Source organism: Tenacibaculum xiamenense (assembly GCF_964513065.1).
Classification (GTDB): Bacteria; Bacteroidota; Bacteroidia; order Flavobacteriales; family Flavobacteriaceae; genus Polaribacter; species Polaribacter xiamenense.
This window is the reverse complement of the sequence record NZ_CAZEQU010000010.1, coordinates 186,015-212,955: the sequence shown is the minus strand read 5'-3', so window position 1 is coordinate 212,955 and position 26,941 is coordinate 186,015. Positions and strand designations below refer to the sequence as shown.

The window sequence follows — 26,941 nt, the reverse complement described above, 5'->3', positions numbered from 1 at the left end:
TATGTTATTTATCTGAGTTTTGGAATAAGTTCAGTAAAAATAAAAAGCTTGGGGAAACGTTTAATTTTAAAGAAATACCAAACTGTAGTAGATTTTAATTGGTAATTTGGGGGTACGTATGATGAATAAAATCTTTTGTGTTTTCTGTTTTTTCGTGATTATATCCAGTCACGCTCAAAACAAATCCGAAGAGTTTCGTTCTAAGAAAATACAAGTACAAGAAAACACTGTTCAAATAGATAGCGTAAGTATCTATCCCGAGGATTTCAAAGTGTTCACTTCTAAAGAGAAAAAGATAATACCTCAAAGCGAATATAAAATCGATTTTGGATTGTCTCAGTTAACCATTGACAAAGAGAAGTACCCGGAAATTATTGTTGAATACTACAGATATCCCGATTTCCTAACAAAAACATATGTGCCTTTTGACAAACGATTAATTGTTGAAAGCACTAAAAATACAGGCAAATTATATAGCGAAACCACCAATAAAAAAGCAAAAGACATTAAGTTGTTTGATGGTCTCGAAACTCAAGGCTTTATTACTCGTGGGCTCACCAGTGGAAACAATCAAAATGCAGTGACCAATTCTACACTCGATTTAACTATTTCAGGAAAACTCTCTGAAAAGGTGGGGATAAGAGCGAATATTTTTGATACGAATTTCCCTTTACAGCAAAGCGGGTATTCGCAGAATATTACTGATTTTGATCGGATATTTGTTGAGTTGTATAGTAAAAATTGGAATCTAAAAGGAGGAGACATTAGCCTATCCAATAAGAATAGCTACTTTTTAAATTTTGACAAACAGGTTTCAGGTATTGAAGTAGGGGCAAAGTTCAATGATAATGTAAGTGCAGGGGCGTCCGGAGCAATTGTTAGAGGAAAGTTTTCCGTGTTCAACTTTGTTGGTGTGGAGGGAAACCAAGGACCGTATAAAATTTTTGGATCGAACAATGAATCGGCAATTATTATGATTGAGGGTAGTGAGCGTGTATTTGTAAATGGAGTTGCTATTGAAAAAGGAGAAAATAAGGATTATATAGTTGATTATAATTTAGCCGAAATTCGATTTAACACTACCTATCCAATTACCAATGATATGCGTATTCGAATAGAATTTCAATATGCTGATAGAAATTATACGCGATTCATTACCTATGGACAATCGGAATATAAAAATGATTCGTTTTCGATATCTGGGTTTTTCTACAATGAAAACGATGCCAAGAATCAACCAGTACAGCAAAGTCTTACAGATGCCCAAAAACAAGTCTTAGCAAATGCAGGAAATGATCCAAGTAAAATGGTAACACCAAGTGCTTTTGCTGATGAGTTCTCGGCTAACAGAATTCAGTATAAAAAAACACTAGTAGGTACTGAAGAAACTTTTGAATACACCACCAATGAAAATGATGAGGTGTATACAGTCACTTTTACAAACGTTGGGCAAAATAGAGGAGATTATGAGGTAGATAAAACGATTGCCATAGGAACAATTTATAAATATGTTGGTGAGAATTTAGGAGCTTTTAGCCCGATTGTTCAATTGATTGCTCCAACGAAATTACAAGTGGCTGTGGTGAATTCTACATACAAACCTTCAAAGAAAACAGAGTTGTCTGCTGAGTTGGCACTTAGTGATAATGATGAGAATTTATTTTCAACAATTGATGATCAGGAAAATAAAAGAGTTGCCGCAAAAGTTGGATGGCAACAACAAATAACTGACAACACATGGAATATTTCGAGTAAGATCAATTATAAGTTCATTCAGAATAATTTTCAAACAGTACAACGTTTTCAAGCGGTCGAATTTAACAGAGATTGGAATTTAGAAAATAGAATTGGAGATCAACATGAGCTAGGGGCAAGATTGACTTTTGATAATAAAAAGAATACGACATTGGCTTACGAGTTTCAGCACCTTTCTTTTTCGAATAACTTTTCAGGAAATAAACATGTTATTCAAACCAACATAAAAAAGGAGAAAACTAATTTTTGGTTAGATGGAAGTTGGTTGAGCAACGCTACGAATTCAAGAAATGATAATTTTTACAGAATAAAATCGAAAGTGATAAGGAGCTTTCGCAAATCGTGGTTAGGAGGATTAGTAAATCTTGAATCGAATTCGCGAAAATTGACAGAAACAAACAATTTCGATGGTTTAAGTCATCGTTTTAATGAAGTTGAAGGATTTTATGGAATAGGAGATTCAACCAAAGTATTTGTGAAAGTAGGAGTAAACTATCGGACAAATGATAGTATAAAGTCAAATGCGTTTACACAGATAAATAACCGAAAAACCTTTTATGTAAATAGCAAACTTATTCAAAACAAAAGAACCAATTTATCGGTTTATGCAAACTACAGAATTACCAATAATAAGTTTCAAGAAAACGAAGAAGCACTTAATTCTAGGATAGCTTATAACCAACGTTTTTTCAATAACTTTTTAACCCTTGGTACTAGTTATGAAACTACTTCAGGAAATATTGCGCGACAAGATTTTGTATACATAAAAACCGAGCCAGGTCAGGGATACTATACTTGGATTGATTATAATAATGATGGAGAGCAACAATTTAATGAGTTTGAAGTGGCGCAGTTTCAAGATCAAGCCACATATTTACGAGTGGCTCTTCCTAATATTCGATTTGTACCAACACAGCGCGTAAAATGGAAACAGTCTGTTACACTGAATCCTCAAATTTGGAAAGCTAAAAAAGGTATGAGTAGGCTGTTATCACATTTTTACAATCAAACCTATGTTACCATTGATAACGAACGATTAAAAGAAGAGGGTAGATTTCATTGGAACCCCTTTCATATGGATGGAGATGAATTGTTAGGGCTCACATTTAACATAAGGAATAACTTTTATTTTAATAGAAGTTTACAAAAGTATAGTTGGACCTATTCTTATGGAAAATCAAGAAACAAACAGCAGTTTTCAATAGGAACTCAAGAAAACAACTCGCTCATTCATCAACTAGAGTTTCAACATAAACTAACCAAATTTTGGTTGTTTGAAGCGCAGGGAGCACTTTCTGAAAATCGATTGCAAACCGAAAATTTAGCCAATAGAAATTATAATATTCAGATTAAAGAAGTACAGCCTAAACTAACCTTTCTATATAATAAAGACCATAAGTTTTCTTTTTTCTATCATTTAAAAGACAAAGAAAATATTGAACAAGATTTTGAAAAGTTACAGCTACAGAAGCTAGGAGTATCATATTTTTTCCTAAGCCCAAAGAAAAATCAACTATCAGCAGATGCCAATATGTTTATCAATAATTTTAACGGGAATGCAAATTCTCCTGTAGGATATCAGATGTTAGAAGGGTTGCAGGTTGGAAGAAACTATACCTGGAACTTACTATGGAACCAAAAGATAACATCGATTTTAAATCTGTCGTTAAATTACTTTGGAAGAAAAAGTGAAGGTTCATCCACAATACATTCAGGAACTGTACAATTAAAAGCCATTTTTTAAGTATTTTTGTGGTACAATAATTGCGGAGAATAAGTCTTTAAATAAGATAAAAACAAAATCAAAAATAAAAAAAGTAACAGATGAAAAAACTAATTGTAGCCCTTGTATTATTTGCAGGTACATTTGCAAACGCTCAGCAGGAAGTAAAAATTGATATTGCTGATGGAATTATATTAAAAACCTTAGAACTTTCTTACGAATATTACATTAGCGATCAGTCGTCGGTAGGTTTGTCAGCACTTTTTAATTTTGAGAAGGAAAGTGCCGATTTCAGATATAATGAAGATCAAATGTTTACACCTTATTTTCGTCACTATTTTACAAGTAACAGAAACTGGAATCATTTTGGAGAAATATTCTTAGGCATTAATTCTGGAACAAAGGATTCAAGAGAGTATACAGATGGAGCCATAGGAATTGCTGCGGGTTCAAAATATGTTTCTAACGGAGGTTTAGTAGTTGGTGCTTATGTCGGAATTGGTAGAAACATGTTTACTTCAGATTCTTATGCAGTTGTGCCAAGAGTGGGAGTAAACGTCGGGTATCGATTTAACTAAAATTTAGTTCAAATAAAAAATATAGAAACTCACTTTTAAGTGAGTTTTTTTGTTGGTTGTAAGTGTTCATAAATATTAACCAAAACTAACACGACAAAGGCAGGGATTACCCATCCTAAATGGTGCTGTGCTAATGGTATTGTATTTTTAATTGGCGCTAATGTTTCAGCATCTATAAAAAACTGTAGAAAGTCAGGAATACTAAAAATAAAGGTGATGATTATCACAAGTTTAAAGCTTAATGAACTCGCTAATTTTACCGGTAATACATTTAAAATAATAAGCATAATGGTTATGGGATAAATAAACATTAATGCAGGAATTGCAACAACAATTATTTTATGAACATCAAGCTGTCCCATAGCCACACCTAAAATACATGCCACTAATGCTGTTATAAAATAGGCTCTAGGTGAATTTTTAAACAGCCCCTTAAAATAATCGGCAGTTCCGGTTATAATTCCAACTGCAGTAGTAAAACAGGCTAAGGCAACCAAAACGCTCAATAAAGTCGAACCAATATTGCCTAATGTTTGCATACTCAATGAAGAAAGAACTTCTGCTCTTGTTGCTCCTTTTTTAAAAACTCCGCTAAATAAAGCACCGTTAAAAATTAAGCCAGCGTAAATGATTAACAAGCCTAACCCAGCAATAATTCCTGCTTTGGTAATGAAACGTTGTTTTAGCTTGAATGAAGCATCTTTTTTAAAGTTCATGGAAATTACAAGCACACCTCCTACAACGATAGCACCAATAGCATCAAAAGTTTGATATCCTTCTAAAATACCACTAACCAAAGGTGTTGAAAACTCACTGGCAATCATATTTCCTGGAGGATTGAATATTCCAATAAAAATGATCGCTAGCAAAATAAAAATAATAAGTGGAGTTAAAAACTTACCTAGCAATTCTAATACTTTTGACCTGTTTAAGGTGAAAACAAAGACTAACGAAAAATAAATAAAACTTGTAATTAAAGAATTGATTTCAAAGTATGGTTCAATGGCCATTTCATGTGTTACCGAAGCAGTTCTAGGAGCTGGTAAGGCAACGGAAATAATATAAACCACAATGCAATAAATGGTACTAAAAAGTGGGGCTACTTTTTTACCAAAATCATACATCGTTCCTTGAAGTTTTGCATGAGCTAAAATTCCTAAAAACGGAATAATAACAGCGGTAAGAAAAAAACCTATTGTTACTAAAAACCATGAATCACTCGCACTTTTACCTAAAGAAGGAGGTAGAATAAGATTTCCAGCTCCAAAAAACATTGAAAATAAAGCAAACCCAATTATAAATACTTCTTTAGTTTTGTTCATACGGTAACAAATTTATCTTTGTCCGAATATAGGTTAAAAATGATTGTAAAATATAAGGAATCAGAAGTTTTTTATACTGACCAAGGAAAAGGAAGTGCTGTGGTACTATTGCATGGATTTTTAGAAAATCAGTCTATGTGGAAAGAAGTATCGGAAGCTCTTTTAAAAAGGAATCGTGTTATTACTATTGATTTGCTGGGACATGGAAAAACAGAGAGTATTGGTTATGTACATTCAATGAAAGAAATGGCGCAAGCTATTGAAGTTGTATTGAAAAAACTTCGAATTCGTAAATCCTATTTTATAGGTCATTCAATGGGGGGATATGTTGCATTAGAGTTTGCAAAACTATTTCCTAAAAATATAAAAGGAATTTGTTTGATGAACTCCACTTCACAAGAAGATTCCGAGGAACGAAAAAGAATTCGTAAAGGAGCGAATGAAATAGCAAAGAAAAATCTTTCGAAATTAATTCAAGCTGCAATACCGAATTTGTTTGCTGAAGGTTCAAAGGAAAAATTTTCAGAAGAAATTAAGGAGGTTTTGGAGCAAGCTAAACAAACTTCGGTAAGAGGGTATATGGCTGCTAACGAAGGAATGATGTTGAGAGTAAATAATGAAAGAGTTTTAACGCTAATTGAAAAGAGGGCTATTATTGTAGGTGAGAAGGACCCTGTTTTGAATTATCATGTTGTAGCGGAAGAAGCAAAAAGAACCAAAACGAAACTTATTCAATTTCCAGATGGTCATATGAGCCATATTGAAAATAAAGAAGGTCTAATTGATTTTCTGAAGCAATTTGTAAAATAAATCGATTCAGTCTCGTAATTTTCAAAGAAGCTTTTTAACTTAGCCTAATCACTCCTAAAGAAGATTTTAAATGAACATACATCACATATCTCAAGAAAATTCAATTCTAAACAAATTTTTAGCTGAAATTAGAGATGTTTCTATTCAAAAAGATGCAATGCGCTTTCGTAGGAATATCGAAAGAATTGGTGAAATTTTGGGATATGAGTTAAGTAAAAAATTAAATTATACGGAAATTGTTACAACAACACCATTAGGTAAAAAAGAAATAGCGATTCCTGAAAGCGATTTAGTTTTATGTTCCATTCTTAGAGCTGGACTTCCTTTGCATCAAGGAATTTTAAACTACTTTGATGATGCAGAAAATGCATTTATTTCTGCGTATCGTCATCACCCAACAAATGATGAAAACTTTGAAATAGTTGTTGAATATTTTGCGTCTCCATCTATCGAAAATAAAACTTTATTACTAATTGATCCAATGTTAGCAACAGGGAAATCTTTAGTAGCTGTGCTTGAAGGTGTCTTAAAATATGGTACTCCTAAAAAAATACATATTGTTTCTGTAATTGGCTCGGAAGAGGGTGTGGCTCATGTAAAAGAAAACTTTCCCAAAAATACGGAGCTTTGGATTGCTGCAATTGATAAGGATTTAAATGATAAAGGTTATATTGTTCCTGGTCTTGGTGATGCTGGAGATTTAGCCTTTGGAGCAAAAATGTAACAAGCTGTTTTAAGCAAACACCAATACAAACGAAGAAATCAAGAAAAGCAGAATAAAAATATCGGCTAACCACCTTTTTTTTATTAGCTCAATACCATTTGCAAGAACAACTGAAGTTGGAAACAAAAGGTACATAAACTCTACACCAGTTCGTTCAGGAACCTGCAAAAACACAACTCCAGAAAGAATAAGATGTACTAAAATAAGTATCCAATTTTTCCTGAATTTATTAAGTATGGATAGGGTTCTTGGTGATTTAAGTATGATGGACAAAAATGTAAATATTCCAATAAAAAAGATGGAAAATAGAAAGTTTCTTGAGGAGTATAAGTTGTAGTCAAATACAATTTTCCAAGAAAAAAGACTTGAAAATTGTTCGGTACGATCATACCAAAAACAATAAGCATAATATAAAAAAACAGGAACCAAATAACCTAAAACAGGGATAATTAAGGTTCTATAATTAATTTGATTGTGCAGATATATCGCTATATAAAGTAAGAAAATGAATATAAAAGTATATGGCTCAAGAATAAATGAAATACCTAACCATAATCCAGCATCAAAAAGCTTTTGATACACCTTTTTAGAAGTTTGTATACTATATGCTTTTCTGAAAAGTAATAAGCAGATTAAGTTGGCGTAAAAAATAGAGTTTATCTCAATATACTTTATAAAGAAGCCTATGAGTATGACATAAAAGAGAAAGGCAAAACTGTTGTCAAAAGTGACCTCGTTTTTTAAAATAATAAAGTTGTAAATAGAAAATACAACAACAAACAGAAATACTTCTTTTCCAGCAGAAAAAAATGAAATATTCTTCAAAAATAAGGTGATACCAAAGTAGACTAAAAATAGTAAGAAGAGTACTACAAAATTAACAGGTTTAGATTTGCTGAAAAAATTGGCTAACATCGATTGTTTTATTATTTTTGCAGTCGTAAAGATAATCAAGTTATGTTAGGATTAAATATTTTTAGATTAATTGGAGATTTATTTGGAATGTTATTCAAGCCATTTGAATGGATTCGTCTTACTTTAGCAAAAGGAGATGCTGGATGGTGGACTTCTAACGCTATCAACTGGGTGTTTTTATTAATACTTATCTTATTATTAGGATACTGGATGAGTCAAGCGCTAAAATTTAAGCGTGAAGGAACAGAAGACAGAGCTTAATTCACTTACATTTGGGAAGTAAAAATAAATTAAAACGTTTCAAGGAAAATGAAACGTTTGATAATGTAATTCAGCCTACTAGAGAAGAAGTTGTTTCTGATTTTCAGTACAAAGGAAAGTGGAGTACTTTTTTCAAAAATGATAATCCGATTGTATTGGAATTGGGTTGTGGTAAAGGAGAATACACAATTGCCTTAGCAGAAAAAAATCCTGATAAAAACTTTATCGGAATTGATATAAAAGGGGCTCGTTTTTGGAGAGGAGCAAAAACCGCTATTGAAAACGACATGAATAACGTTGCTTTCATTAGAACTCAAATAGAATTAATAGATTTTATTTTTGCTGAAAATGAAGTTTCTGAAATATGGATCACCTTCCCAGATCCTCAAATAAAATATAAAAGGACAAAACATCGTCTTACCAATTCAGAATTTCTTAAAAAATACCATCATATTTTAACGGCTGAAGGTACTATCAATTTAAAAACAGATAGTGAATTTATGCATGGGTATACACTAGGATTGTTACATGGAGAAAGGCATGAAGTACTGCATGCAAATCACGATGTTTATAAGAACCATTACTCTCCTGAAGAGGTTATTAGTACTCAAACTTTTTACGAAAAACAATATTTAGAGCAAGGAAAGCCAATTACATACGTCAAATTTAGAGTGAAGTATTAACACTCTATAATGATTTTATTGTATTTGTTACTTGGATTTGTAACGGCTTTTTTAGGATACCTTCCTCCAAGTATGCTCAATATTACCGCTAGCAAAATTAGATTGCAAAGAAGTAAAGCTGCTGCAAAACAGTTTGTTTTAGGAGTGGCATTGGTAGTGGCTATTCAATTGTTTATAGCATTGTTAATTGTTTCTTATTTAAAGCAAGTGCCCAGTTTACTGGTAATATTAAAGAAAGTTGCTATTGTCGTTTTCGTTTTAATCTCGTTGGTTTTTATTTATAAAGGACTAAGCAAAAAGGGCTCAAATCACAAAGAAATCAAAAAGAATAGTTTCTTTCTCGGGCTTACTCTCTCTTTAATTAACATGTTTGCTATTCCTTTTTTTATTGTTGGGTATAGTTATTATAATTCTCAAGGATATATTATGAACGATATTGTTTCATTGATTATTTATACTGCAGGAACCGTTTTGGGAGTATATATGGCATTAATAGCATATGTTATCTTAGCAAATAAATACCAATATAAATTGTTGGAAAAGGTAAAATACTTTAACTTATTTATAGGAGGAACCACTGGAGCGGTTGCATGCTATTCTGCCATAATGTTGTATTTTTAGCCTATGGGAGATTCAGATAATTTTTTTGAAAAAGTATATAAAGTAGCCAGGTTAATTCCCTATGGAAGAGTAACTAGTTATGGTGCTATTGCAAAGTATTTAGGTGCAGCACGCTCTGCTAGAATGGTAGGATGGGCAATGAATAATTCTGGGTCTTTAGAGGAAGAAGTTCCGGCTCATAGAGTGGTAAATAGAAAAGGAATATTAACTGGCAAACATCATTTTCAAGGAACAAATTTAATGCAGCAATTACTGGAAAGTGAAGGAATTGAGGTTGTCGATAATCAAATACAAAACTTTAACGAAGTTTTTTGGGATCCGAATACAGAATTATAAACTTATTTTTTATTTGAGGTTTTTTCTCTTAACTCTTTAGTAGTTAAGGTGCTTTTGTCATGGCTCCAACCTGGAGGCTTAGTTAAATATTGTAAAGCGGTTTTAAAGCTATTACTTTTTCGAACACGTTTCAGCATGTTTTTCCATTCATGAAATTCGACATCGATTAAATTATATGTTTTAATATTAGAAGACAATCCGTAAGTAGGTCGTTCTTCTTCAGCTTGGAAGGTTCCAAATATTCTATCCCAAATAATTAATACTCCAGCATGATTTTTATCCAAATACTTTAAATCGGAACCATGATGAACTCTGTGGTGGGAGGGGGTATTGAAAACAAACTCAAACCACGCAGGAAGCTTGTTAATTTTTTCGGTGTGAATCCAATATTGATAAATAAAATTCAATGTTTTAACCGCAAATACTTGTAACGGATGAAAACCTAATAAAGGTAGCCAAAACCAAAATAAGAAATGTCCAGTAACATCATAAGTCCAAGTTTTTCTTACGGCAGTTGAAAGATTAAATTTTTCAGAAGAATGATGTACTACATGACTTGCCCAGTAAAAAGAAACAGTATGCGCTATTCTGTGTCCCCAATAAAAGGTAAAATCATCTAAAAAGAAAAGAATAGTCCAACTTAGCCAATGGGTGTAGTCAATCTTAAAAAAGCTGAAGCTATCGTATATCCAGAAAAAGATAATAAGTTTTATTGATTTTGTTAATAAGCTTATTCCGAAAAATATAATTCCGGTACTTATACTAGTTAATGAATCTTGTTTTTTATGCGTTTGTTTTTTGTCTTTATATCCTAAGTAAATTTCAATAAAAAGTAGTAAAATAAAAAAGGGAATAGCAAAAGGATAAGCAAAAGTGTTTATTTGATTTATAAGTTCCATCGCTAGTTAAGATATAAAAAAAATATGCAACTTGTTTTCGGCCAAAACTTAAAGCCAAAATAAGCGTTATAAATAAGAGTAATTAACCAATAAATATTACCAATGTAAAGACTTTAAAGTCTAAGTGTTATAGCGTATCTTTGTAAACTATAAGAATGTATTAAAAATTAGTGTAGGACTAGTTATATAAAGCGAATAGCAGAAATGAGTTTTAAGAAACAAGATATATACAAAGCGTTAGAAACAATAACAGCTCCAGGTGAGGGAAAAAGTTTAGTTGAAAACGAAAACATAAAGAATGTCGTTGTGTTTGGTGAAGAGGTTGTGGTTGATGTAACCATTAGCAACCCTACTCTACAAGCAAAGAAAAAGGTAGAGGTTGAAATTATAAAAGCTATTCATGAGCATGTTAATCAAAAGCTTGAGGTAAAAGTTAACGTAAAAGTTGAGGTTGAAACAAAAGAAGACCCAACTCAAATTAGAGGAAAAGAAATTCCAAATATTAAAAATATAATTGCAATAGCTTCTGGAAAAGGAGGTGTAGGAAAATCTACAATTACCTCTAATGTAGCTGTTTCTTTAGCAAAAATGGGCTTTAAGGTTGGAGTTTTAGATGCCGATGTTTATGGACCGTCGCAACATTTAATGTTTGATGTAGAACAAGAGAAGCCTTTGGCTACAAACGTTAATGGACGCTCAAAAATGAAACCTGTAGAGAACTATGGTGTAAAACTATTATCATTAGGTTTCTTTACTAGCCCAAATCAGGCGGTTATATGGAGAGGACCAATGGCCTCAAAAGCATTAAAACAATTAATATTTGATGCAGATTGGGGAGAGTTGGATTTCTTGTTAATCGATTTACCTCCAGGAACGGGAGATGTTCACTTATCAATTGTTCAAGCAGTGCCAATTAACGGAGCTGTTGTTGTAAGTACACCTCAAAATATAGCTTTAGCAGATGCTAAAAAAGGAGTAGCAATGTTCCAACAAGAAAGTATTAACGTTCCTGTATTAGGAATTGTTGAAAACATGGCGTATTTTACACCTGAAGAACTACCAAATAACAAATATTACATTTTTGGACAAGGTGGAGCGAAAGATTTGGCAGAAGATATTGAAACTAGCTTTTTAGGAGAAATTCCATTAGTTCAAAGTATTAGAGAAGCAGGTGATGTTGGACACCCTGTAGCATTACAGGAAAATACTCCTTTATCAAATGCTTTTGAAAGTGTTACTAAGGAAATGGTTTCTCAATTATTAAAAAGAAATGCAAACCTTCCACCAACGGAAGTTGTAAGAATTACAACAATGAGTGGTTGTAGTACGAAATAAAGTGTATTTTTATAGAGAAAATATTAGTAGAAAATTTGTTTAACTAAAAACTCAAATACCCGGTTTGAGTTGCTTCTCTAAGGAGAAGGTTAAGTGGGGGTGTTATGGCATCAGCGGAAACGAAAAACAACGTAGAGAAAGCTTTAGAAGAAATTCGTCCTTTTTTAGTAAGTGACGGTGGAAACATCAAACTTCTATCTATTGAGGAAGACACAGTGAAAGTACAGTTAGAAGGAGCATGCAGTGGTTGTTCAGTAAACCAAATGACATTGAAAAATGGGGTGGAGGCAACCATTAAAAAATATGCTCCAGAAATAAAAGAAGTAATAAACGTAGCTTAACTGCTTTCTTTGCTTTCTGAAAAGATATTCTTCTATTCTAAAATTAGAAAAATATCGTTTGAAAAGAATAGATTAGTCAATACAGGTTGTAATATAAGTATTTGTTTTTGCTGTATTGAACTGGCAGTTGCATGGGCTATTGCTAATAAAAAATATTCCTGTCTTAATTTTTTAAGACAGGAATCTCAGTATAAAAAAGAATATTTTAGTACAACAAATGATTAAAACAGATATATTAATTATCGGTGCCGGTCCTACTGGATTATTCACCGTTTTTGAAGCAGGATTACTTAAATTACGTTGCCATCTTATTGATGCTTTACCACAACCAGGAGGGCAATGTTCCGAGATTTATCCTAAAAAACCTATTTACGATATACCAGCTTATCCAGAAATTTTAGCCGGAGATTTAACGGATAAATTAATGGAACAAATTAAGCAATTTGAACCTGGTTTTACTCTTGGTGAAAGAGCTGATACTGTTGAAAAGCAGGAAGATGGAACGTTTATCGTAACAACTAATAAAGGTACAAAACATCAAGCTCCTGTTGTAGCCATAGCAGGTGGTTTGGGTAGTTTTGAGCCAAGAAAACCTCCAATTCCAAATATTGCAGATTTCGAAGACAAAGGAGTTGAATACATGATTAAAGAACCAGAATTATATCGAGATAAAGATGTAGTAATTGCCGGAGGAGGAGATTCCGCATTAGACTGGTCAATCTTTTTAACAGATGTGGCAAAATCAGTAACCTTAATTCACCGTAGAAATGAGTTCAGAGGTGCTTTAGATTCTGTTGATAAAGTTCAAGAGTTGAAGAACGAAGGAAAAATAAACTTAATAACTCCAGCTGAAGTTAAAGGAATTGTCGGAGATGGTAAAGTTGAAGGAGCGTTGGTAGAACAAAAAGATAAAGAGCCTTTTACAATAAAAACTGATCACTTTATTCCTTTATTTGGTTTGGCTCCTAAGTTAGGACCTATTGCAAATTGGGGATTAGAAATTGAAAAGAATGCAATAAAGGTGAATAACGCTTTAGATTACCAGACTAATGTTCCTGGTATTTATGCTATTGGTGATGTAAACACATACCCTGGTAAATTAAAGTTGATTTTATGTGGATTCCATGAAGCAACATTAATGTGTCAGAGTGCTTATCAACGTATACACCCAGACAAAAAATATGTAATGAAGTATACTACTGTAGGTGGAGTTGAAGGTTTTGATGGAACTAAAAAAGAGGCTCCAAAGGCTGTTGTTAAAGCAATCAACTAAAAAAAATTGAACAGGTATTCAAGGTTTTAATTTTAATAATTATATTAAGACCAGCTAATTAATAAAATTTAAACCCGTGAATATCTTAGATTATGTAGCACAATTGTCGCAAGACAAATTATTGTACTTTGCTTTACCTCTTTTTTTTATTTGTATACTGGTAGAGTATCAATTTGCAAAAGAAAAGTACTATGGCAAAGATACTGGAGTATCGCTTTTAATGATGCTTTTTTCTGGAATTGTAGAGTTTATTCCGAAAGTTTTGGCATTTGTCGCATTTTTCTATTTACATGAAATAAGCCCACTCAAAGATGTTGTTCAACGTCAATGGTGGGCTTGGTTATTATTATTTTTTGCTGATGATATTTCGTATTATTGGTTTCATCGATTGAACCATGAAGTACGACTACTATGGGCAGGTCATGTTTCACATCATTCTTCTATATATATGAATCTTGGAACTGCACTGCGACAAGGAGTAGGAGAGCGAATTCATAAGTTCTTTTTTTGGATTTGGATTCCATTATTAGGAATTGACCCATTAATGATTTTTACCATGATGGGAGTTAGTTTAATTTATCAATTTTTTGTTCATACGGAGTTAATTGACAAGCTTCCGAAAATAATTGAGTTTATATTTAATACACCTTCTCATCACCGTGTTCATCACGCTTCAAATATTAGATATTTAGATTGCAATCATGCAGGAGTATTGATTATTTGGGATCGGTTATTTGGTACTTTCTCTGAAGAAATAAAGGAACTGGATAAGCCTGTTTATGGACTTACTGTTAATATTGAAACTTTCAATCCAATGAAGGTGGCTACTCATGAATATACTGCTATTTGGAAAGATGTTCAGCGAGCGGATAAGTGGAGTGATAAACTTAACTACATTTTTAATTCACCAGGGTGGAGTCATGATGGAGAAGATAAAAGAGCAAAGGTTTTAAGAAAAAAATTAAAAGAACAAGAAAATACTATATAAACGTAATTACTATGGAATATTTTGCTAGAAACATGGATGTATTAATCTTAGCCGTTTTGGTACTGTTAACTTATTATTTGAAGTATCTTGAATATCCACAAAAAAGAAAAGAGCTCTATAAACACGCATTAAAACAACCTGTTTTTACAAGTTCAAGTGACTTTTTGAGGTTCGAAATCATAAAATTGCAGTTTAAGGATAAAACTCCTGCTACTTGGTTAAGAGTTTTAGCCATTATTTTGATTATTTTTGTCGCCATAATTCCTTTAGAGCAACTTTTTTAAAACAGCATATATTAGCAATATATCATGGATAATCAAGATATCACAATTAAAATAACAGATAGAGATGGTGTTACTCACGAGGTAATAGCACCTACCGACATGGCAATGAATTTAATGGAAGTGGTTCGTTCATACGAACTAGCACCTGAAGGAACCATCGGAATTTGCGGTGGAATGGCAATGTGTGCCTCTTGTCAATGTTATGTGAACTCTGACCATGAACTGCCTGAAATGACTGATGATGAAGATGCAATGCTTGCTGAAGCTTTTGATGTTCAAGATAATAGTCGTTTAGGATGTCAAATTCAAATGACTCCAGAATTGGATGGATTAGAAGTTGAACTGGCTCCAGAGAGCTAAGCAAAATTGAAGACGAATGTCTACACGTGCATATACTCCAGAAGAAATTGTACAACAAACTTTAAATTCTAGCGTAAAGAAGGTTAAAAAGCCTTTTATCATTAGTTTTTTATTAGGAATATTAGCTGGTGCCTTTATTGGACTAGGGGCTTTGTTTTATACTATTGTTAAATCAGATGAAACCTTCAGTTTCGCAACGAAACAAATCTTTGGAGGGTTCGTTTTTTCATTGGGACTGATTTTAGTAGTTGTAGCTGGTGCCGAGCTTTTTACGGGTAATAATTTAATTGCAATTGCTTGGGCAGAGAAAAGGGTTACCACAAAGCAAATGATTCGAAATTGGGTGATCATTTTTTTTAGTAATATGATCGGAGCATTAAGTTTGGTATTCATGATTTACCTCTCAGGGCATTTTGAAATGAATAACGGGACTATAGCAAAAGCTTATGTGAAAATGGCTGAAGCAAAATGTTCATTGCCTTTTACTACCGCTTTTTTTAGAGGTTTGTTATGCAATATTTTAGTTTGTCTAGGGGTTTGGATGGCTATGGGAGGAAAAACTGTTACAGATAAAATTTTAGCAATTGTTTTTCCAATAACTTTATTTGTCGCAGCAGGATTTGAACATAGTATTGCCAACTTGTTTATAATTCCAATGGGATTATTACTTCAAAACTCTTATGAAATAGATATACTAACAAAAGAATTAAGCATTTCAGGGATGTTGAATAACTTAATTCCTGTTTTATTAGGAAATGTTGTAGGGGGAAGTATTTTGGTAGGATTAATGTATCATTTCATTTTTTTAAAAACAAAAAAGCATACTGATTCCTAATATAAGGAATCAATATACTAAACAATGAAAAAACTTATTTGAGTAGACCCTACTCAATACTATTGGTTAAAGCAATAAGGGTTTTTTAATGGTCTTCACGCTACTATAATATTCATAGTGGTATTGTTACGGGTACGGCATTTATTTTACACCAATTCTATGTTGTTTATGTTGATAGAGCTTTTTCATTAGGAATTATAAAAGCTGTTACCTAAAATGGATTTGTACTACTTCATATCTATTTAATTTTGATGTTTTTTAGAAGTTTTTCTTTTTCTTTTTCTGCTGAACCAAAAGATAAATCCAGTAACAGGTAAACTGGTACAGATTAACCCAGATAAAAACGTAATAATTTTACCAGTCATTCCCATCCAGAAACCGCAATGAAGATCAAAAATTGTTTGTTCAATGACTTCGTGTTTAGCTATTTTCTCTGGCATTTCTAAGGGATATCCAGTATAGCCGTTTATTAAAATGGCATGACCATTTTTCCATGTTTTTAAACCTATCTCCTCGGCTGCTACACCAAAATAATAGGGTTTTGTCTCTTTTGAAAAAGGAAATCCTATTCTAACTTGATTGGAAGTTGGGTTTAATAGGTATAAATTATTAACAATGGTATTTAGTGAAACTAATTGCTTTCCTTCTTCAAATTTTGGATAGTATTTCTCAGCCAATTCATGTCCATTAGGAGTGCCACCAAAAACTTCTTGAGTTACATCATTTAATATTTTAAAAGACATAATTAAGCCTGTAACTGTTATTAATAGCGCGGGTATTAACACATAAAAGCCAAGTACTTTGTGTAAATCGTATACTTTACGTTTCCATTTAGTTCCTTTTTTTATGGTAAAAGAGGCTTGTTTTGATTTTTTATTCCACCTTTTCGGAAACCATAAAATCAAACCAGTTATTAGCTCAAAAAAGAAAATAATTGTGGATATTCCTACAATTGTTTGTCCTGTTTTGTTTAATAAAATTTGAGAATGAATCTTTGCAGCAATATAGAAGAACACCCAATAAGACCTAGAATCCTTTATAAACTCACCTGTATACGGGTTTGCATAAGTGAAGGTAAAGTCCTTTAGTTTTTTATGAGAAGCAATTCTAAAACTTCTGTTAGAGTCTTTATAATCGTCAAAATAAAAGAGTTCCCTTTCGGGGTATTTTTCATTGAAATTATTTAGTAACTCCTCAAACGACTTCTTGTTTGTAGTACCATCATACTGGACATATTTTGCTTCCCCAGCACTGATACTTATAACTTCATCACAAAACACAAATAGTGTTCCTGATAAAGAAACAATAAAAACAATTAAACCTGAAGTTATCCCCAACCATTCATGTATTGAACGAGAAATTTTTTTGAAATTTTTCATATGCAGACTATTGCCGCAAAATTATTTCAGTTGCTCAATCAAATCATAACGTAAAAGGAATTATTAACAACGTAAATGGTTGGGGTTAATGATATAATTTTTTAATTAAAAGAGCCTTCTTCTTGCAATTGATTTAACCACTCTTTTACACGGTCTTGCGTTAATTCTGGCTGGTTATCTTCGTCAATAGCGAGTCCGTAAAATAAATCTTTACCTTCTATTTCAGCTTTTGATTCGGTGAAATCGTAACCTTCAATAGGCCAGTGCCCAATGATTTTTCCTCCATTTTCAAGTACTACCTCCGCGAGCATGCCTACACCATCGATAAAAAACTCACCATAGCCATATTGATCTCCTAAACCAAAAAGAGCAACAGTTTTACCGGTGAAATCAATAGTTTTAAATTCATCGAAATAACTTTCCCAGTCACTTTGAAGATCTCCGTCATACCAAGTAGATAAACCAAGTATTAAAAAATCGAACTCCTCAAAGTCAGTCACTGAGGCATTGCTTACCTCGATAACCTTTATTTCAGTATTGCTCCACTCATCGACAATATTGTGAGTGATTTCTTCGGTCATTCCTGTATCTGATCCGTAAATTAATCCTATTGTTTTGCTCATAATCTATGTTTTAAAATAGCTATTGTAAAATCTCTGTCAACTAGTGTGTTTGTTTTAGTTTTAACTTTTTCTGTTTGGTGAATTAATTCACTAATTGTTAAAGGTGAGTTTTTTAGCAATAGCTCCAAATCTGTTGTATTGTATAATCTAAATTTATCTCCTACGAAAGGAAGTTTTTGCATGAAACCTTTTTGAGCAAAGGTTACGATGCAAATACCATTTTCAGAAAGCACCCTTGAAATTTCTTTTAAAAACTCAATAGGGTTTTTCCAGAAATACAAAGTGTTTACCGTAAATATTTTATGAATGGATTTATCTTCAATAGGAATCTTTTTTCCATCATATAATTTGAAGGAAACCTCAGAAGATAATTCTTTACCACGAATTTGTTTTTCAGCTTCAAGTTTCATGGTTTCAGAAATTTCTAAACCTGTGTAGCTCAGCTTCTCAGCTTTTTCTAGTAAATAATTGAGATGACCACAATTACCATGTCCAAGCTCCAGAACCACATCGTTATTAACGAGTTGGAGCGCATCGATTGACGATTTTGTCATACCAATGTTTGTGTCATTCATTAAAGTTGCCGTTTCTATTCCTTTATTTCCGGTTGGGCAACTTAATTGATTTTCCAATTCTTGAAGTTCTTCCTTTGTAAGTTCCATAGTTCACTTATGGTATTAAATTAATTCTTACGCCATTGATTAATATTCTTAATTAAGAATATACTCGCAATAACCAATAACAGTAAAATCAAAATTTCAGATATGTTAGAAGCCTCATAAATAATCGCGGTAATAACATGGTAAACGTTAAATAATCCAACGATTATTGCCCATACATAAGAGATTTGTATAAACCACTTCTTAGAAATTTCTAAACTTAATAATCCAAAAGTTAATGCTAGTCCTTCCATTAAAATTCTCCACTGATGCGCCCAAAAAGGTGTTTCTCCAGTGCTACCTTCAATTAAAACGGATTCTTTGAAATATATCAGAGCGAGTCCGTAAACATGATGTAGAATAAATCCAATGGCAATAAATATCCATAAAAGAGAAATTTTAGTTCTCATAGGTATGTAGTTTTTATCGTTAATTAAAGTTTCATCTTGAGGGATTTGCTTTTTTAGGGCCTCTTCCTCTTTTAAAGCCTTTAGGTTTTTATAATCAATTGGAGCAAAAGTAAAGGCACTTTTCTCCTTGATACTTGGTTTTATTTTAAAGTAAATAATAAGAGCAAGTGAAGAAATAACAATCCAAATCAAGTCGATAAACAAAATATCGAACTGGTTGTTCATATAGGTATTCCAAATCCAATTACCAGAAATGATACCATTACTTATAGGGACTAATAAACCAAAAATACCGCCTAATAATAATGTTGATTTGTTTGTAAAGTAATTGTCTCTTTTAAACCTGTAAAACAGGGTAAATAATAACCAAGTAATAAAATAGAAATAGTAAATAGCATTTTGTTTATCTGCAAAATATCCATTAGAGAGTTTCACAAATAAAAAAGCTAATGCCGTAACGGGAAGTAGAGATAGGCATATGGCAAGATAAATATGACCGACTTTAGCGGTATACAAACGTTGTGCTAAGCTCATACTTTTTTTATTACGAGCTTCTATCCAAATAAGTACTCCAGTAATAATGACGAAACAGGTTATAAAGGCAAGAATAAAGTAGATTATTCTCAATGAAGTACCACCAAAATCTGCAAAGTGTAACCTGCTTACAACACGTTGAATGTCTTCCGCATAATTTAAACGATTTGGGTTTTTAATAGCATCTATTTTACCTGAGTTTACATCATAAGTAACCCTTCCTGTTCCAATAAAACGATCGTGACTTTCTAACTCACCAATCATTATATATTTCATATTAACGCCACCATAGTTTTTAATGTAGGCATTTGTTAAGTGAAAGTTGCCCCATTCGTCAATTGTTTTCTTAGCGAAACTGTTAAAACTAGGAACTTCTTGGTCTGATGGAGCAATCCATTCATAGCTTTTTCGTTCTGGGCGTAAGTGGTCCATTAATTTGACTTGGTCACCATTGTATAAGAAATTGGCGGGCAATAACACAAGAATTCCAATACCGAAATAAGCTCCTGTAACTGCGAAAATAAATTGAAAGGGTAATCCAATAACACCTAAAGCAGTGTGAGCATCTGTCCAAACTTTCTTTAAGATTGCTTTTGGATTAAAGGTGAAAAAATTTGGAATTATTTTCTTCCAATGAACAATAATACCAGTTACAATAGCAAATAAAAAGAAAAAAGAAACAAGGCCAGCTAGGTAAATACCTATGGTTGGTAATTGCTGGAAAAAATGAAGGCGAAAAAGAAACTCTCCCAAACTATATTGCTCAAGATAAGATTCAGTTTCAACAGTATTTATATTTACATAAAAATAATTTGGCTGTTTACCTTTTTCGGAAGCTAGTGAATCTTTACTCGCTCCCATAGATAAGTACATTTTATCCGACTTTTCACCTAGAATTAGTCTTAAGTCTCTTCCATGCAGCTCGTATCGATTATTTAAGCTGTCAAGTATCTTATCAAAGTTAATGTCGTTTCTCTTGGTATAGCTAATAGGATTGCCTTCCTCCCAAACTTGAATTTCTTCTTTAAAAAGAGAGAAAGCTCCAGCGAAAAAAATTACATATAATGCAATGCTTATCACAATACCACTAATGGTATGTGTGTTAAAAAATACGTTGTAATTTCTTGCACTCATTATATAAACGGGTTGGCTTTATTTGCAATAAAGTATAAGGCATAGAGTAGAATAATAGATACTCCATAAATACCCCAAGCTTTCCAGCCATTTTTAAACAAATAGGGTACAATTAGTAAAATGCACCAAACAATAAATAGTGTAAAAATGGAAGTAATAAGAACTTCATTATGTAAAGGAACCCAGATAGCAAGTATCATATGTAGTATGGCTGTAATAATATAACCGCCTAATATCCCAGCGGAAATTTTAGCGAATTGTTGCCATGGTGATTTGGTTAAGAATTTTTGATTAGCAGGCATAGTTAAAGTAGATTTTCTAAGATTAAACAAATGGCGAAAATGAAGGATATGTCAATAAGGGTTATTTTTTTTGTTGGAACCAATACAATTAATAAACTGAGTAATGTCATAGTAATAAGAATCCATATTAAAATACCAGAAGTTCGCCCAAATAGAGAAATGGCTATAAACAACGAAACCATAAGATTAATTAATCCTATGATTTTTGAAAGACTTCGATTGTTTTGCATCCAACTTTCAACATGTGTTTTTTGTGGCACAAATGTTTTTTGCGAAGTGCTATAAATTGCATAACATCCAATAAGAGTAATTATAATAAGTAGGTTTATCATTTTGTTAGTAATAGTAAAATGACTCCGAATATGAATATTCGGAGTCCGATTTTTGTTAAAACTTGTAGGTAAGTGTACCTAAGAAGGCGCGAGAAGCTTGCGCATTTACAGTACTCCAACCTTTATAATAAACTTCGTCTGTTAAATTGTTTACTTTTAATCCGATTCTGAATTTTTCAGCGTCGTAATATGCTCCAGCATTAAAAACGGTATAGCTAGGAAGTGTAAATTGTCCAGTAATAGCGTTATTAATGGTATGATGTTCTGATGCTCCATTGAAACCAGCACCCAACCCAAGATTTTCTAAGAAGCTTCCTTCTTGGAATTTATAGTCAGCCCAAAAATTGTATACGGTTTGAGGACCCGCTTCTTCTGGTCTTCTATTTAATAATTCAGTAACAGATCTTCCAGCAATTTCACTAGTAGGATCCGTTATTTGACTATCATTATAAGAATAAGATGCTCTTAAGTTAAGACCATTTAAAGGGTTTGCGTTTACTTCAAACTCTACTCCTTTACTTACTATTTCTTTTAAATCTATCTGATTTACTAATAGAATAGCTTGTGGGTCAGTTGTTGTTCTATTATTTACAGTTATATGATAATAACTTGCGCCAAGGTTTAATTTTCCATTAAATAAGTTGGTTTTAACTCCCCCTTCAAATTGGTTTGCTTTAACAGGTTGGAAATTGGTAGTACTTCCATCAACATTGATAACTGGGTCAACATTTATAAATCCTGTTTGATAGTTTGAGAAAAGCGATAATTTTCTTGGTATCGCTTGGTATACAAATCCAACTTGTGGAGATAATGTAGTTTTAGAATAATCATCATCTGGCGTTGCTTCGTTACCATTTTGTTCAAAGTGATCTAAACGTAAACCTAAGTTTACCGTTAAGTCTTTTGTAACATTTAATACATCAGAAACATACGCTGCGTAGGTTTTTGAGTTTGTTCTTACACTATTTACTGGAATTTGTCCGAAAACTTGTTCTAAATTCTCAGTAGAAGGAGAATATGTAGCACCCGGTGTAAAGCTAGACGGAATAACATTTCCTTGTGCGCTGATGAAAGCATCGAAATAAGGGAATGCGTTAAAACCAGCTGCGATTTGTTGTCCAGTTGCGTTTAACGTAGGAACAGCATTATCTGGAATTAAAGGGAATACTGATTGTGGATCAGCAAAGAACCCTAACAATTGAGGAAAATTAGATGTTGTAGTTACTACTGGATTTCCAGTTTGTACTCTTGAATGCTGAGATCTGCTTACGAAGTCTAAACCAACAACCAATCTATTTCTTAACTCACCAACTTTAAAATCTCCAATAAAGTTTTGTTGGAAATTATAATTTGAAGCATTCGCATCGCGTTTATCGAAAATACGAGTAAACGCTTCAGTTTGTAACAACCCATTTGCCTCTGTTAACATTGGTTGAACAAGTGGTGTTAAAATAGGAGATAATGTTTGAAGATTTGGATCAGTAAGTAAACTGTTTAATCGAAGAAAAGCTAATGCACCACCATCAATTAGGTATTGGTAATATCCTTTTGCTTCAGAATAACTACTTGCAAAAATAGATTGAGAAGTCCATTGATCTGAAATTTTATAATCAATAATAGTTCTTGTATTAAATGTTGGACTTGTTAAATGAATATCGTTTGATGTAAATGATTTTTTAGGATCAATATTTAACTCGTCAGTATTCTTAGCTAATAAAGGAACTCCTCTTCTTAAGAATAACATTGATGGATTCGTTTGTTTTGTTCTTGCATATTCAAGACCAAAAGAAACATTTAACTTATTATTTACTCTATATGAAATCGAAGGCGCTACGAAAAATGTATTTCTAAATCCAGCATCCTGAAAACTATCTTGGGTCAAATATGAGGTGTTTAATCTGAAATAAGGACCACCTTTGCCTCCTAATGGAGTATTAATATCCGCAGAAACTCTATGTGTTCCAAATGAACCAGTCGTGTAAGAAACACTTCCACCAAATCCTTCATAAGGTTTCTTTGTAACTACATTAATAAGCCCTCCTAATGAAGTTGCTGTACTTCCAAATAATGTTGCAGAAGGCCCTTTAACTACTTCAATTCTTTCGATATAAGAAGGGTCAACAGCACTTAATGTAAAACCAGGCATACCGTCAACAAGTTGAGGCTGTGTAGCAAAACCACGTGAAGCGAAATAACCAGTTCCTTCTCCAGGTGCACGTCCAGTAGCTTCCCATAATTTGCTAATTCCAGTAGCATTATTTAAAGCATCGTCAATATTAGTTACAACTTGAGAGTCTAAAAGCTCAGAAGTAACTGTAGTATAAACTTGAGAGTTTTCAAGGTCTTTCAAAGGTAATTTTGAAACGTATGCAGTTTTTTTACGTGAAAACTGATTGTTTCTACCAACGACTTGAACCTCTTGCAGTATTTCATTTCCTTCGTATAATACTACTTTTAAGTTACTAGAAGGAGCTGTAACTGAAAGAGTTTTAGTTTTAAAACCAACATATGAAATTTCGATTTCTTGTGATCCATTTGGCACATTTTTAATTTCAAAATAACCATCAATATTGGTTTGTGTTCCAAGCTTAGTTCCTAAAATTGAAACATTAACCCCCGGTATAGGGTCGTTGTTGTTGTCAACAACTGTACCTCCAATTTCCCCCTGCTGAGCTACAGTATTAGCCATTATTAATAAAAAAGTAATGGCGTTTAAAAGTCCTTTCATTTTATTTATTTAGATTTAATAAATGATTAAGTCTACAAAAATACTTTATGACGAGGTAAAAACAAAGTTTGTTTAGATTAAATTTAAATAAAGAAAATGTTTTGTTTTGATTGCCTGACTTTTAGGTGCGAATATGTAAGTCACTTTTGATAGAGATTATTGCTTTTTAAAAGTTTGCTCTATTTCTAGTATAGAAAAACCCCAGAAGAAATATTCTGGGGTCTGCTATTTAACGAGTTTTATTAGATCAATAAATGGTTAATTAGAATTTATAGGTTAAGGTTCCTAGAAGAACTCTTGGTGCCTGAGGAGTTAATGTACTCCAACCTCTATAGTATTCTTTATCAGTTAAATTATTTGCTTTAAGACTAACTCTTACTTTTTCAACTTCATAATAAACTGAGGCATTAAAAATTGTATAGGCTGGTAAATCGAAACCACCAGATGCAGGATAATCTATCATGGTATCATAATCACTTACTCCATTAAACCCGAAACCTAAACCAAAGTTTTTTGCAATTCCATGTTTAAATTTATAGTCACTCCAGAAGTTATACGATGTAGTTGGACCAGCTTCTGCAATTCTTCTTCCAATCAAATCAGGTCTTGATGCTGATTCTAAAAGTTTGTTATCGTTATAACTGAAACCTCCTCTAAGGTTTAAACCATCAACAGGGTTTGCGCTTACTTCTAACTCAATACCTTTACTATTTATTTTTCCATCTTGTTGCTTGTTAGCACCAAAACCCATAACCTTATTATCAACAGTAATGTCGTAATAACTAACACTTGTTTCTAATTTGTTGTTGAATAAGTTTGTTTTTACTCCAAACTCAAACTGGTTTGCTTGTTCTAATTCGAACGATTGAATTCTTGTTCCTGCAGATGGATTTGAAATATCGATTGGAACAATTTCTGGATTAACATAAGTAAAACCGTTTTGGTAGTTAGCAAAAACAGATAATTTGTTTAAGATAGGTTGGTAAACAACTCCGAATTTTGGAGAGAAGGTAGATTCAACATATTCTTTGTCGTCATCAGAAGGATCATTAGCGTCTCCTTTATAGTTAAATCTGTCGAAACGAACTCCTGCCATGAACGATAACTCTGGTAATACGTTTACAACATCAGAGATATATCCACTTAATATATTTTGATTAATATCTGTATCGATGTTTGCAACACCGCTTAAAAGTGTATTAACATTAGCGGCACTAGCAGGTAAACCACTTAATAAATCTCCTTGAGGAGAATTTACATTGATTAAAGCCCACCCTGAACTTCTGTCTAATGTTTGAGATTCTAAATAATCTAATCCAATAACAACTCTGTTACGAACCGTTCCGATTTTGAAATCACCAGAGAAATTTTGTTGTAAGTTAAATGTATTCGTTTCAGAATCTGATCTTTGAGCATTCAAACTAAAAGCAGGTAAAACTCTAGGATTTGTTGGAACTGACCAATCGGCTAGATTCCATAGGTATGTATAAATTCCATCTGATTTTGCATTACCTCCAGCAACAACCGTTTGAGAAGACCATTTGTCTGAAATTTTATAAGCAATTTCACCTCTATAGTTTTGAGTTGGGTTTTTTATAGAAATATCATTGTTAGTTAATGATTTTTCTCGATCGTAATTAAGTTCCTCGATATTGCTAAAAGGCAATTGTGCTGATCTATTAAAGAACAAAAATGTTTGGTTTGTTTGGTCAGTTGAAGATAACTCATAGTTGAAGTTAAGAGTTAATCTATCATTTACCTTGTATGATAAAGCTGGAGCTAAGAACAATGCTTTTCTAAATCCAGCATCTTGAAAACTGTCTTCAGTTTGGTATCCAGCGTTAAAACGTAATGATATGTTTTCATTACTTTCTAAGTTGGTATTGAAGTCTACAGTAACTTTACTGAATCCGAAAGAACCAGCTCCAACAGTGATATTTCCTCCAGTACCTTTATAAGGCTTTTTAGTTACTATATTAATCAAACCACCGTATGATGTAACTGTGCTTCCGAATAATGTTGCAGAAGGTCCTTTTACTACTTCGATACGCTCAACATTATCTGGATTAATAAATCCATTAGTTATTCCTGGTACACCGTTTACTAATTGCGGTTGAACAGAAAACCCTCTAATTGAGTAAAAACCCGCTCCATCGCCACCTCTACCAGTTGAAGACCATAATTTTTCAACACCTGTTGTGTTCTTTAAGGCTTCTTCAAAACTTACTACTGATTGAGATATTAAAAGTTGGTTTGTTACGGTACTATATACTTGAGAGTTTTCAATATTTTTTAAAGGTAACTTTGCAACATAAGCTGTTTGTTTACGAGAGAATTTGTTTTTTCGATCAGTATCAATTACGACTTCATTTAAGATTTCATTTCCTTCATATAGAGTAATTCTTAAGTTTTCTGATTTGTTAACAGGTATTACTTTGGTTTTAAACCCTATTGAAGAAATAATTAATTCTACATTTTCAAAAGATGTAATAGTTAATTCAAAATTACCGTCTATATCGGTTTGAGTTCCTTTGGAAGTGTTTTTAACGAGTACATTGGCACCCACTACAGGTAGGTCGTTGTTATCAACAATTACCCCACTTACTTGCCCCCCTTGAGCAACGGATTTTGCTATTACTAAAAAAAATAGAATAGCAGAAATTGTTCCTTTCATTTTATTTAGATTAATTTAAAATTAACCGCAAAACTATTTCAATATCTTTTAACGGCAAAATTTATTTAGAATAAATTTAAATAATAATATTACCGATCATTGTTTCTGGCTAGATCACTGTTG

General features: G+C 32.6%; 26 protein-coding genes. 15 read left to right on the top strand and 11 right to left on the bottom strand.

Going from position 1 to position 26,941, the window contains the following annotated elements:
• The first annotated feature begins 118 nt into the window (after positions 1–118).
• Both ACKTTV_RS02895 and ACKTTV_RS02890 read left to right on the top strand, forming a co-directional pair.
• Positions 119–3,499, top strand: a complete 3,381-nt coding sequence (locus ACKTTV_RS02895) for a hypothetical protein (RefSeq protein ID WP_408029304.1) — start codon at positions 119–121, stop codon at positions 3,497–3,499.
• Positions 3,500–3,579: 80 nt separating this feature from the next.
• Entirely contained in the window at positions 3,580–4,056 is a 477-nt protein-coding gene (locus ACKTTV_RS02890) for a DUF3575 domain-containing protein (RefSeq protein ID WP_408029303.1), read from the top strand.
• Positions 4,057–4,091: 35 nt separating this feature from the next.
• On the opposite strand, the gene brnQ is transcribed toward ACKTTV_RS02890, so the two are convergent.
• The gene (gene brnQ, locus ACKTTV_RS02885; protein ID WP_408029302.1) at positions 4,092–5,378 is read right to left on the bottom strand and encodes a branched-chain amino acid transport system II carrier protein; all 1,287 of its coding nucleotides are present in this window, start codon (positions 5,376–5,378) and stop codon (positions 4,092–4,094) included.
• A 39-nt stretch (positions 5,379–5,417) separates the two neighbouring features.
• On the opposite strand from brnQ, the gene ACKTTV_RS02880 reads away from it, so the two are divergent.
• Entirely contained in the window at positions 5,418–6,188 is a 771-nt protein-coding gene (locus ACKTTV_RS02880; RefSeq protein WP_408029301.1) for an alpha/beta fold hydrolase, read from the top strand.
• 70 nt (positions 6,189–6,258) lie between these two features.
• Positions 6,259–6,912, top strand: a complete 654-nt coding sequence (gene upp / locus ACKTTV_RS02875) for a uracil phosphoribosyltransferase (protein ID WP_408029300.1) — start codon at positions 6,259–6,261, stop codon at positions 6,910–6,912.
• A gap of 9 nt (positions 6,913–6,921) precedes the next feature.
• Here the strand turns inward: upp and ACKTTV_RS02870 are convergent, their stop codons facing one another.
• On the bottom strand, positions 6,922–7,827 hold the full coding sequence (locus tag ACKTTV_RS02870; protein ID WP_408029299.1) for a DUF6427 family protein: 906 nt from the start codon (positions 7,825–7,827) through the stop codon (positions 6,922–6,924).
• 42 nt (positions 7,828–7,869) lie between these two features.
• On the opposite strand from ACKTTV_RS02870, the gene ACKTTV_RS02865 reads away from it, so the two are divergent.
• Genes ACKTTV_RS02865 through ACKTTV_RS02850 form a run of 4 tightly spaced genes read left to right on the top strand, consistent with a single transcriptional unit; the run spans position 7,870 to position 9,728 of the window.
• The gene (locus ACKTTV_RS02865; RefSeq protein WP_408029298.1) at positions 7,870–8,088 is read left to right on the top strand and encodes a DUF6341 family protein; all 219 of its coding nucleotides are present in this window, start codon (positions 7,870–7,872) and stop codon (positions 8,086–8,088) included.
• A gap of 11 nt (positions 8,089–8,099) precedes the next feature.
• On the top strand, positions 8,100–8,771 hold the full coding sequence (trmB, locus tag ACKTTV_RS02860) for a tRNA (guanosine(46)-N7)-methyltransferase TrmB (RefSeq protein WP_408029297.1): 672 nt from the start codon (positions 8,100–8,102) through the stop codon (positions 8,769–8,771).
• Positions 8,772–8,780: 9 nt separating this feature from the next.
• The gene (locus tag ACKTTV_RS02855; RefSeq protein WP_408029296.1) at positions 8,781–9,392 is read left to right on the top strand and encodes a hypothetical protein; all 612 of its coding nucleotides are present in this window, start codon (positions 8,781–8,783) and stop codon (positions 9,390–9,392) included.
• A gap of 3 nt (positions 9,393–9,395) precedes the next feature.
• Positions 9,396–9,728: an MGMT family protein gene (locus tag ACKTTV_RS02850; RefSeq protein WP_408029295.1), complete on the top strand. Its 333-nt coding sequence runs from the start codon at positions 9,396–9,398 to the stop codon at positions 9,726–9,728.
• Between the two features lie 2 nt (positions 9,729–9,730).
• Here ACKTTV_RS02850 and ACKTTV_RS02845 read toward each other — a convergent pair whose 3' ends face one another.
• On the bottom strand, positions 9,731–10,627 hold the full coding sequence (locus ACKTTV_RS02845; protein WP_408029294.1) for a sterol desaturase family protein: 897 nt from the start codon (positions 10,625–10,627) through the stop codon (positions 9,731–9,733).
• A 204-nt stretch (positions 10,628–10,831) separates the two neighbouring features.
• On the opposite strand from ACKTTV_RS02845, the gene ACKTTV_RS02840 reads away from it, so the two are divergent.
• From ACKTTV_RS02840 to ACKTTV_RS02810, 7 genes are all read left to right on the top strand, one after another.
• Positions 10,832–11,962, top strand: coding sequence for an Mrp/NBP35 family ATP-binding protein (locus ACKTTV_RS02840; protein ID WP_408029293.1), 1,131 nt, complete (start codon positions 10,832–10,834; stop codon positions 11,960–11,962).
• 104 nt (positions 11,963–12,066) lie between these two features.
• The gene (locus tag ACKTTV_RS02835; protein ID WP_408029292.1) at positions 12,067–12,303 is read left to right on the top strand and encodes a NifU family protein; all 237 of its coding nucleotides are present in this window, start codon (positions 12,067–12,069) and stop codon (positions 12,301–12,303) included.
• Between the two features lie 217 nt (positions 12,304–12,520).
• Positions 12,521–13,576 (top strand): NAD(P)/FAD-dependent oxidoreductase, encoded by a 1,056-nt coding sequence (locus ACKTTV_RS02830; RefSeq protein ID WP_408029291.1) that lies wholly within the window; start codon positions 12,521–12,523, stop codon positions 13,574–13,576.
• 76 nt (positions 13,577–13,652) lie between these two features.
• A complete protein-coding gene (locus ACKTTV_RS02825) occupies positions 13,653–14,564 on the top strand; it encodes a sterol desaturase family protein (RefSeq protein ID WP_408029290.1) in 912 nt (303 codons plus the stop codon).
• Between the two features lie 11 nt (positions 14,565–14,575).
• Entirely contained in the window at positions 14,576–14,848 is a 273-nt protein-coding gene (locus ACKTTV_RS02820) for a hypothetical protein (protein WP_408029289.1), read from the top strand.
• Between the two features lie 24 nt (positions 14,849–14,872).
• A complete protein-coding gene (locus ACKTTV_RS02815; protein ID WP_408029288.1) occupies positions 14,873–15,208 on the top strand; it encodes a 2Fe-2S iron-sulfur cluster-binding family protein in 336 nt (111 codons plus the stop codon).
• A gap of 16 nt (positions 15,209–15,224) precedes the next feature.
• The gene (locus tag ACKTTV_RS02810) at positions 15,225–16,043 is read left to right on the top strand and encodes a formate/nitrite transporter family protein (protein WP_408029287.1); all 819 of its coding nucleotides are present in this window, start codon (positions 15,225–15,227) and stop codon (positions 16,041–16,043) included.
• Between the two features lie 242 nt (positions 16,044–16,285).
• Here ACKTTV_RS02810 and ACKTTV_RS02805 read toward each other — a convergent pair whose 3' ends face one another.
• The 8 genes from ACKTTV_RS02805 to ACKTTV_RS02770 form a co-directional block, all read right to left on the bottom strand.
• Complete coding sequence (locus tag ACKTTV_RS02805; protein WP_408029286.1) at positions 16,286–17,422, bottom strand: PepSY-associated TM helix domain-containing protein; 1,137 nt, start codon at positions 17,420–17,422, stop codon at positions 16,286–16,288.
• Between the two features lie 101 nt (positions 17,423–17,523).
• On the bottom strand, positions 17,524–18,045 hold the full coding sequence (locus ACKTTV_RS02800) for a flavodoxin (RefSeq protein WP_408029285.1): 522 nt from the start codon (positions 18,043–18,045) through the stop codon (positions 17,524–17,526).
• Positions 18,042–18,707 (bottom strand): class I SAM-dependent methyltransferase, encoded by a 666-nt coding sequence (locus ACKTTV_RS02795; RefSeq protein ID WP_408029284.1) that lies wholly within the window; start codon positions 18,705–18,707, stop codon positions 18,042–18,044. The genes ACKTTV_RS02800 and ACKTTV_RS02795 overlap by 4 nt, the downstream gene beginning before the upstream one ends.
• Before the next feature lie 20 nt (positions 18,708–18,727).
• Entirely contained in the window at positions 18,728–20,782 is a 2,055-nt protein-coding gene (locus ACKTTV_RS02790) for a PepSY-associated TM helix domain-containing protein (protein ID WP_408029283.1), read from the bottom strand.
• Positions 20,782–21,084, bottom strand: a complete 303-nt coding sequence (locus tag ACKTTV_RS02785; protein WP_408029282.1) for a hypothetical protein — start codon at positions 21,082–21,084, stop codon at positions 20,782–20,784. The genes ACKTTV_RS02790 and ACKTTV_RS02785 overlap by 1 nt, the downstream gene beginning before the upstream one ends.
• A gap of 2 nt (positions 21,085–21,086) precedes the next feature.
• Positions 21,087–21,416 (bottom strand): hypothetical protein, encoded by a 330-nt coding sequence (locus ACKTTV_RS02780; protein WP_408029281.1) that lies wholly within the window; start codon positions 21,414–21,416, stop codon positions 21,087–21,089.
• Between the two features lie 55 nt (positions 21,417–21,471).
• Positions 21,472–24,144: a TonB-dependent receptor domain-containing protein gene (locus ACKTTV_RS02775; RefSeq protein WP_408029280.1), complete on the bottom strand. Its 2,673-nt coding sequence runs from the start codon at positions 24,142–24,144 to the stop codon at positions 21,472–21,474.
• A 262-nt stretch (positions 24,145–24,406) separates the two neighbouring features.
• Complete coding sequence (locus ACKTTV_RS02770) at positions 24,407–26,818, bottom strand: TonB-dependent siderophore receptor (protein WP_408029279.1); 2,412 nt, start codon at positions 26,816–26,818, stop codon at positions 24,407–24,409.
• Between the last annotated feature and the right edge of the window lie 123 nt (positions 26,819–26,941).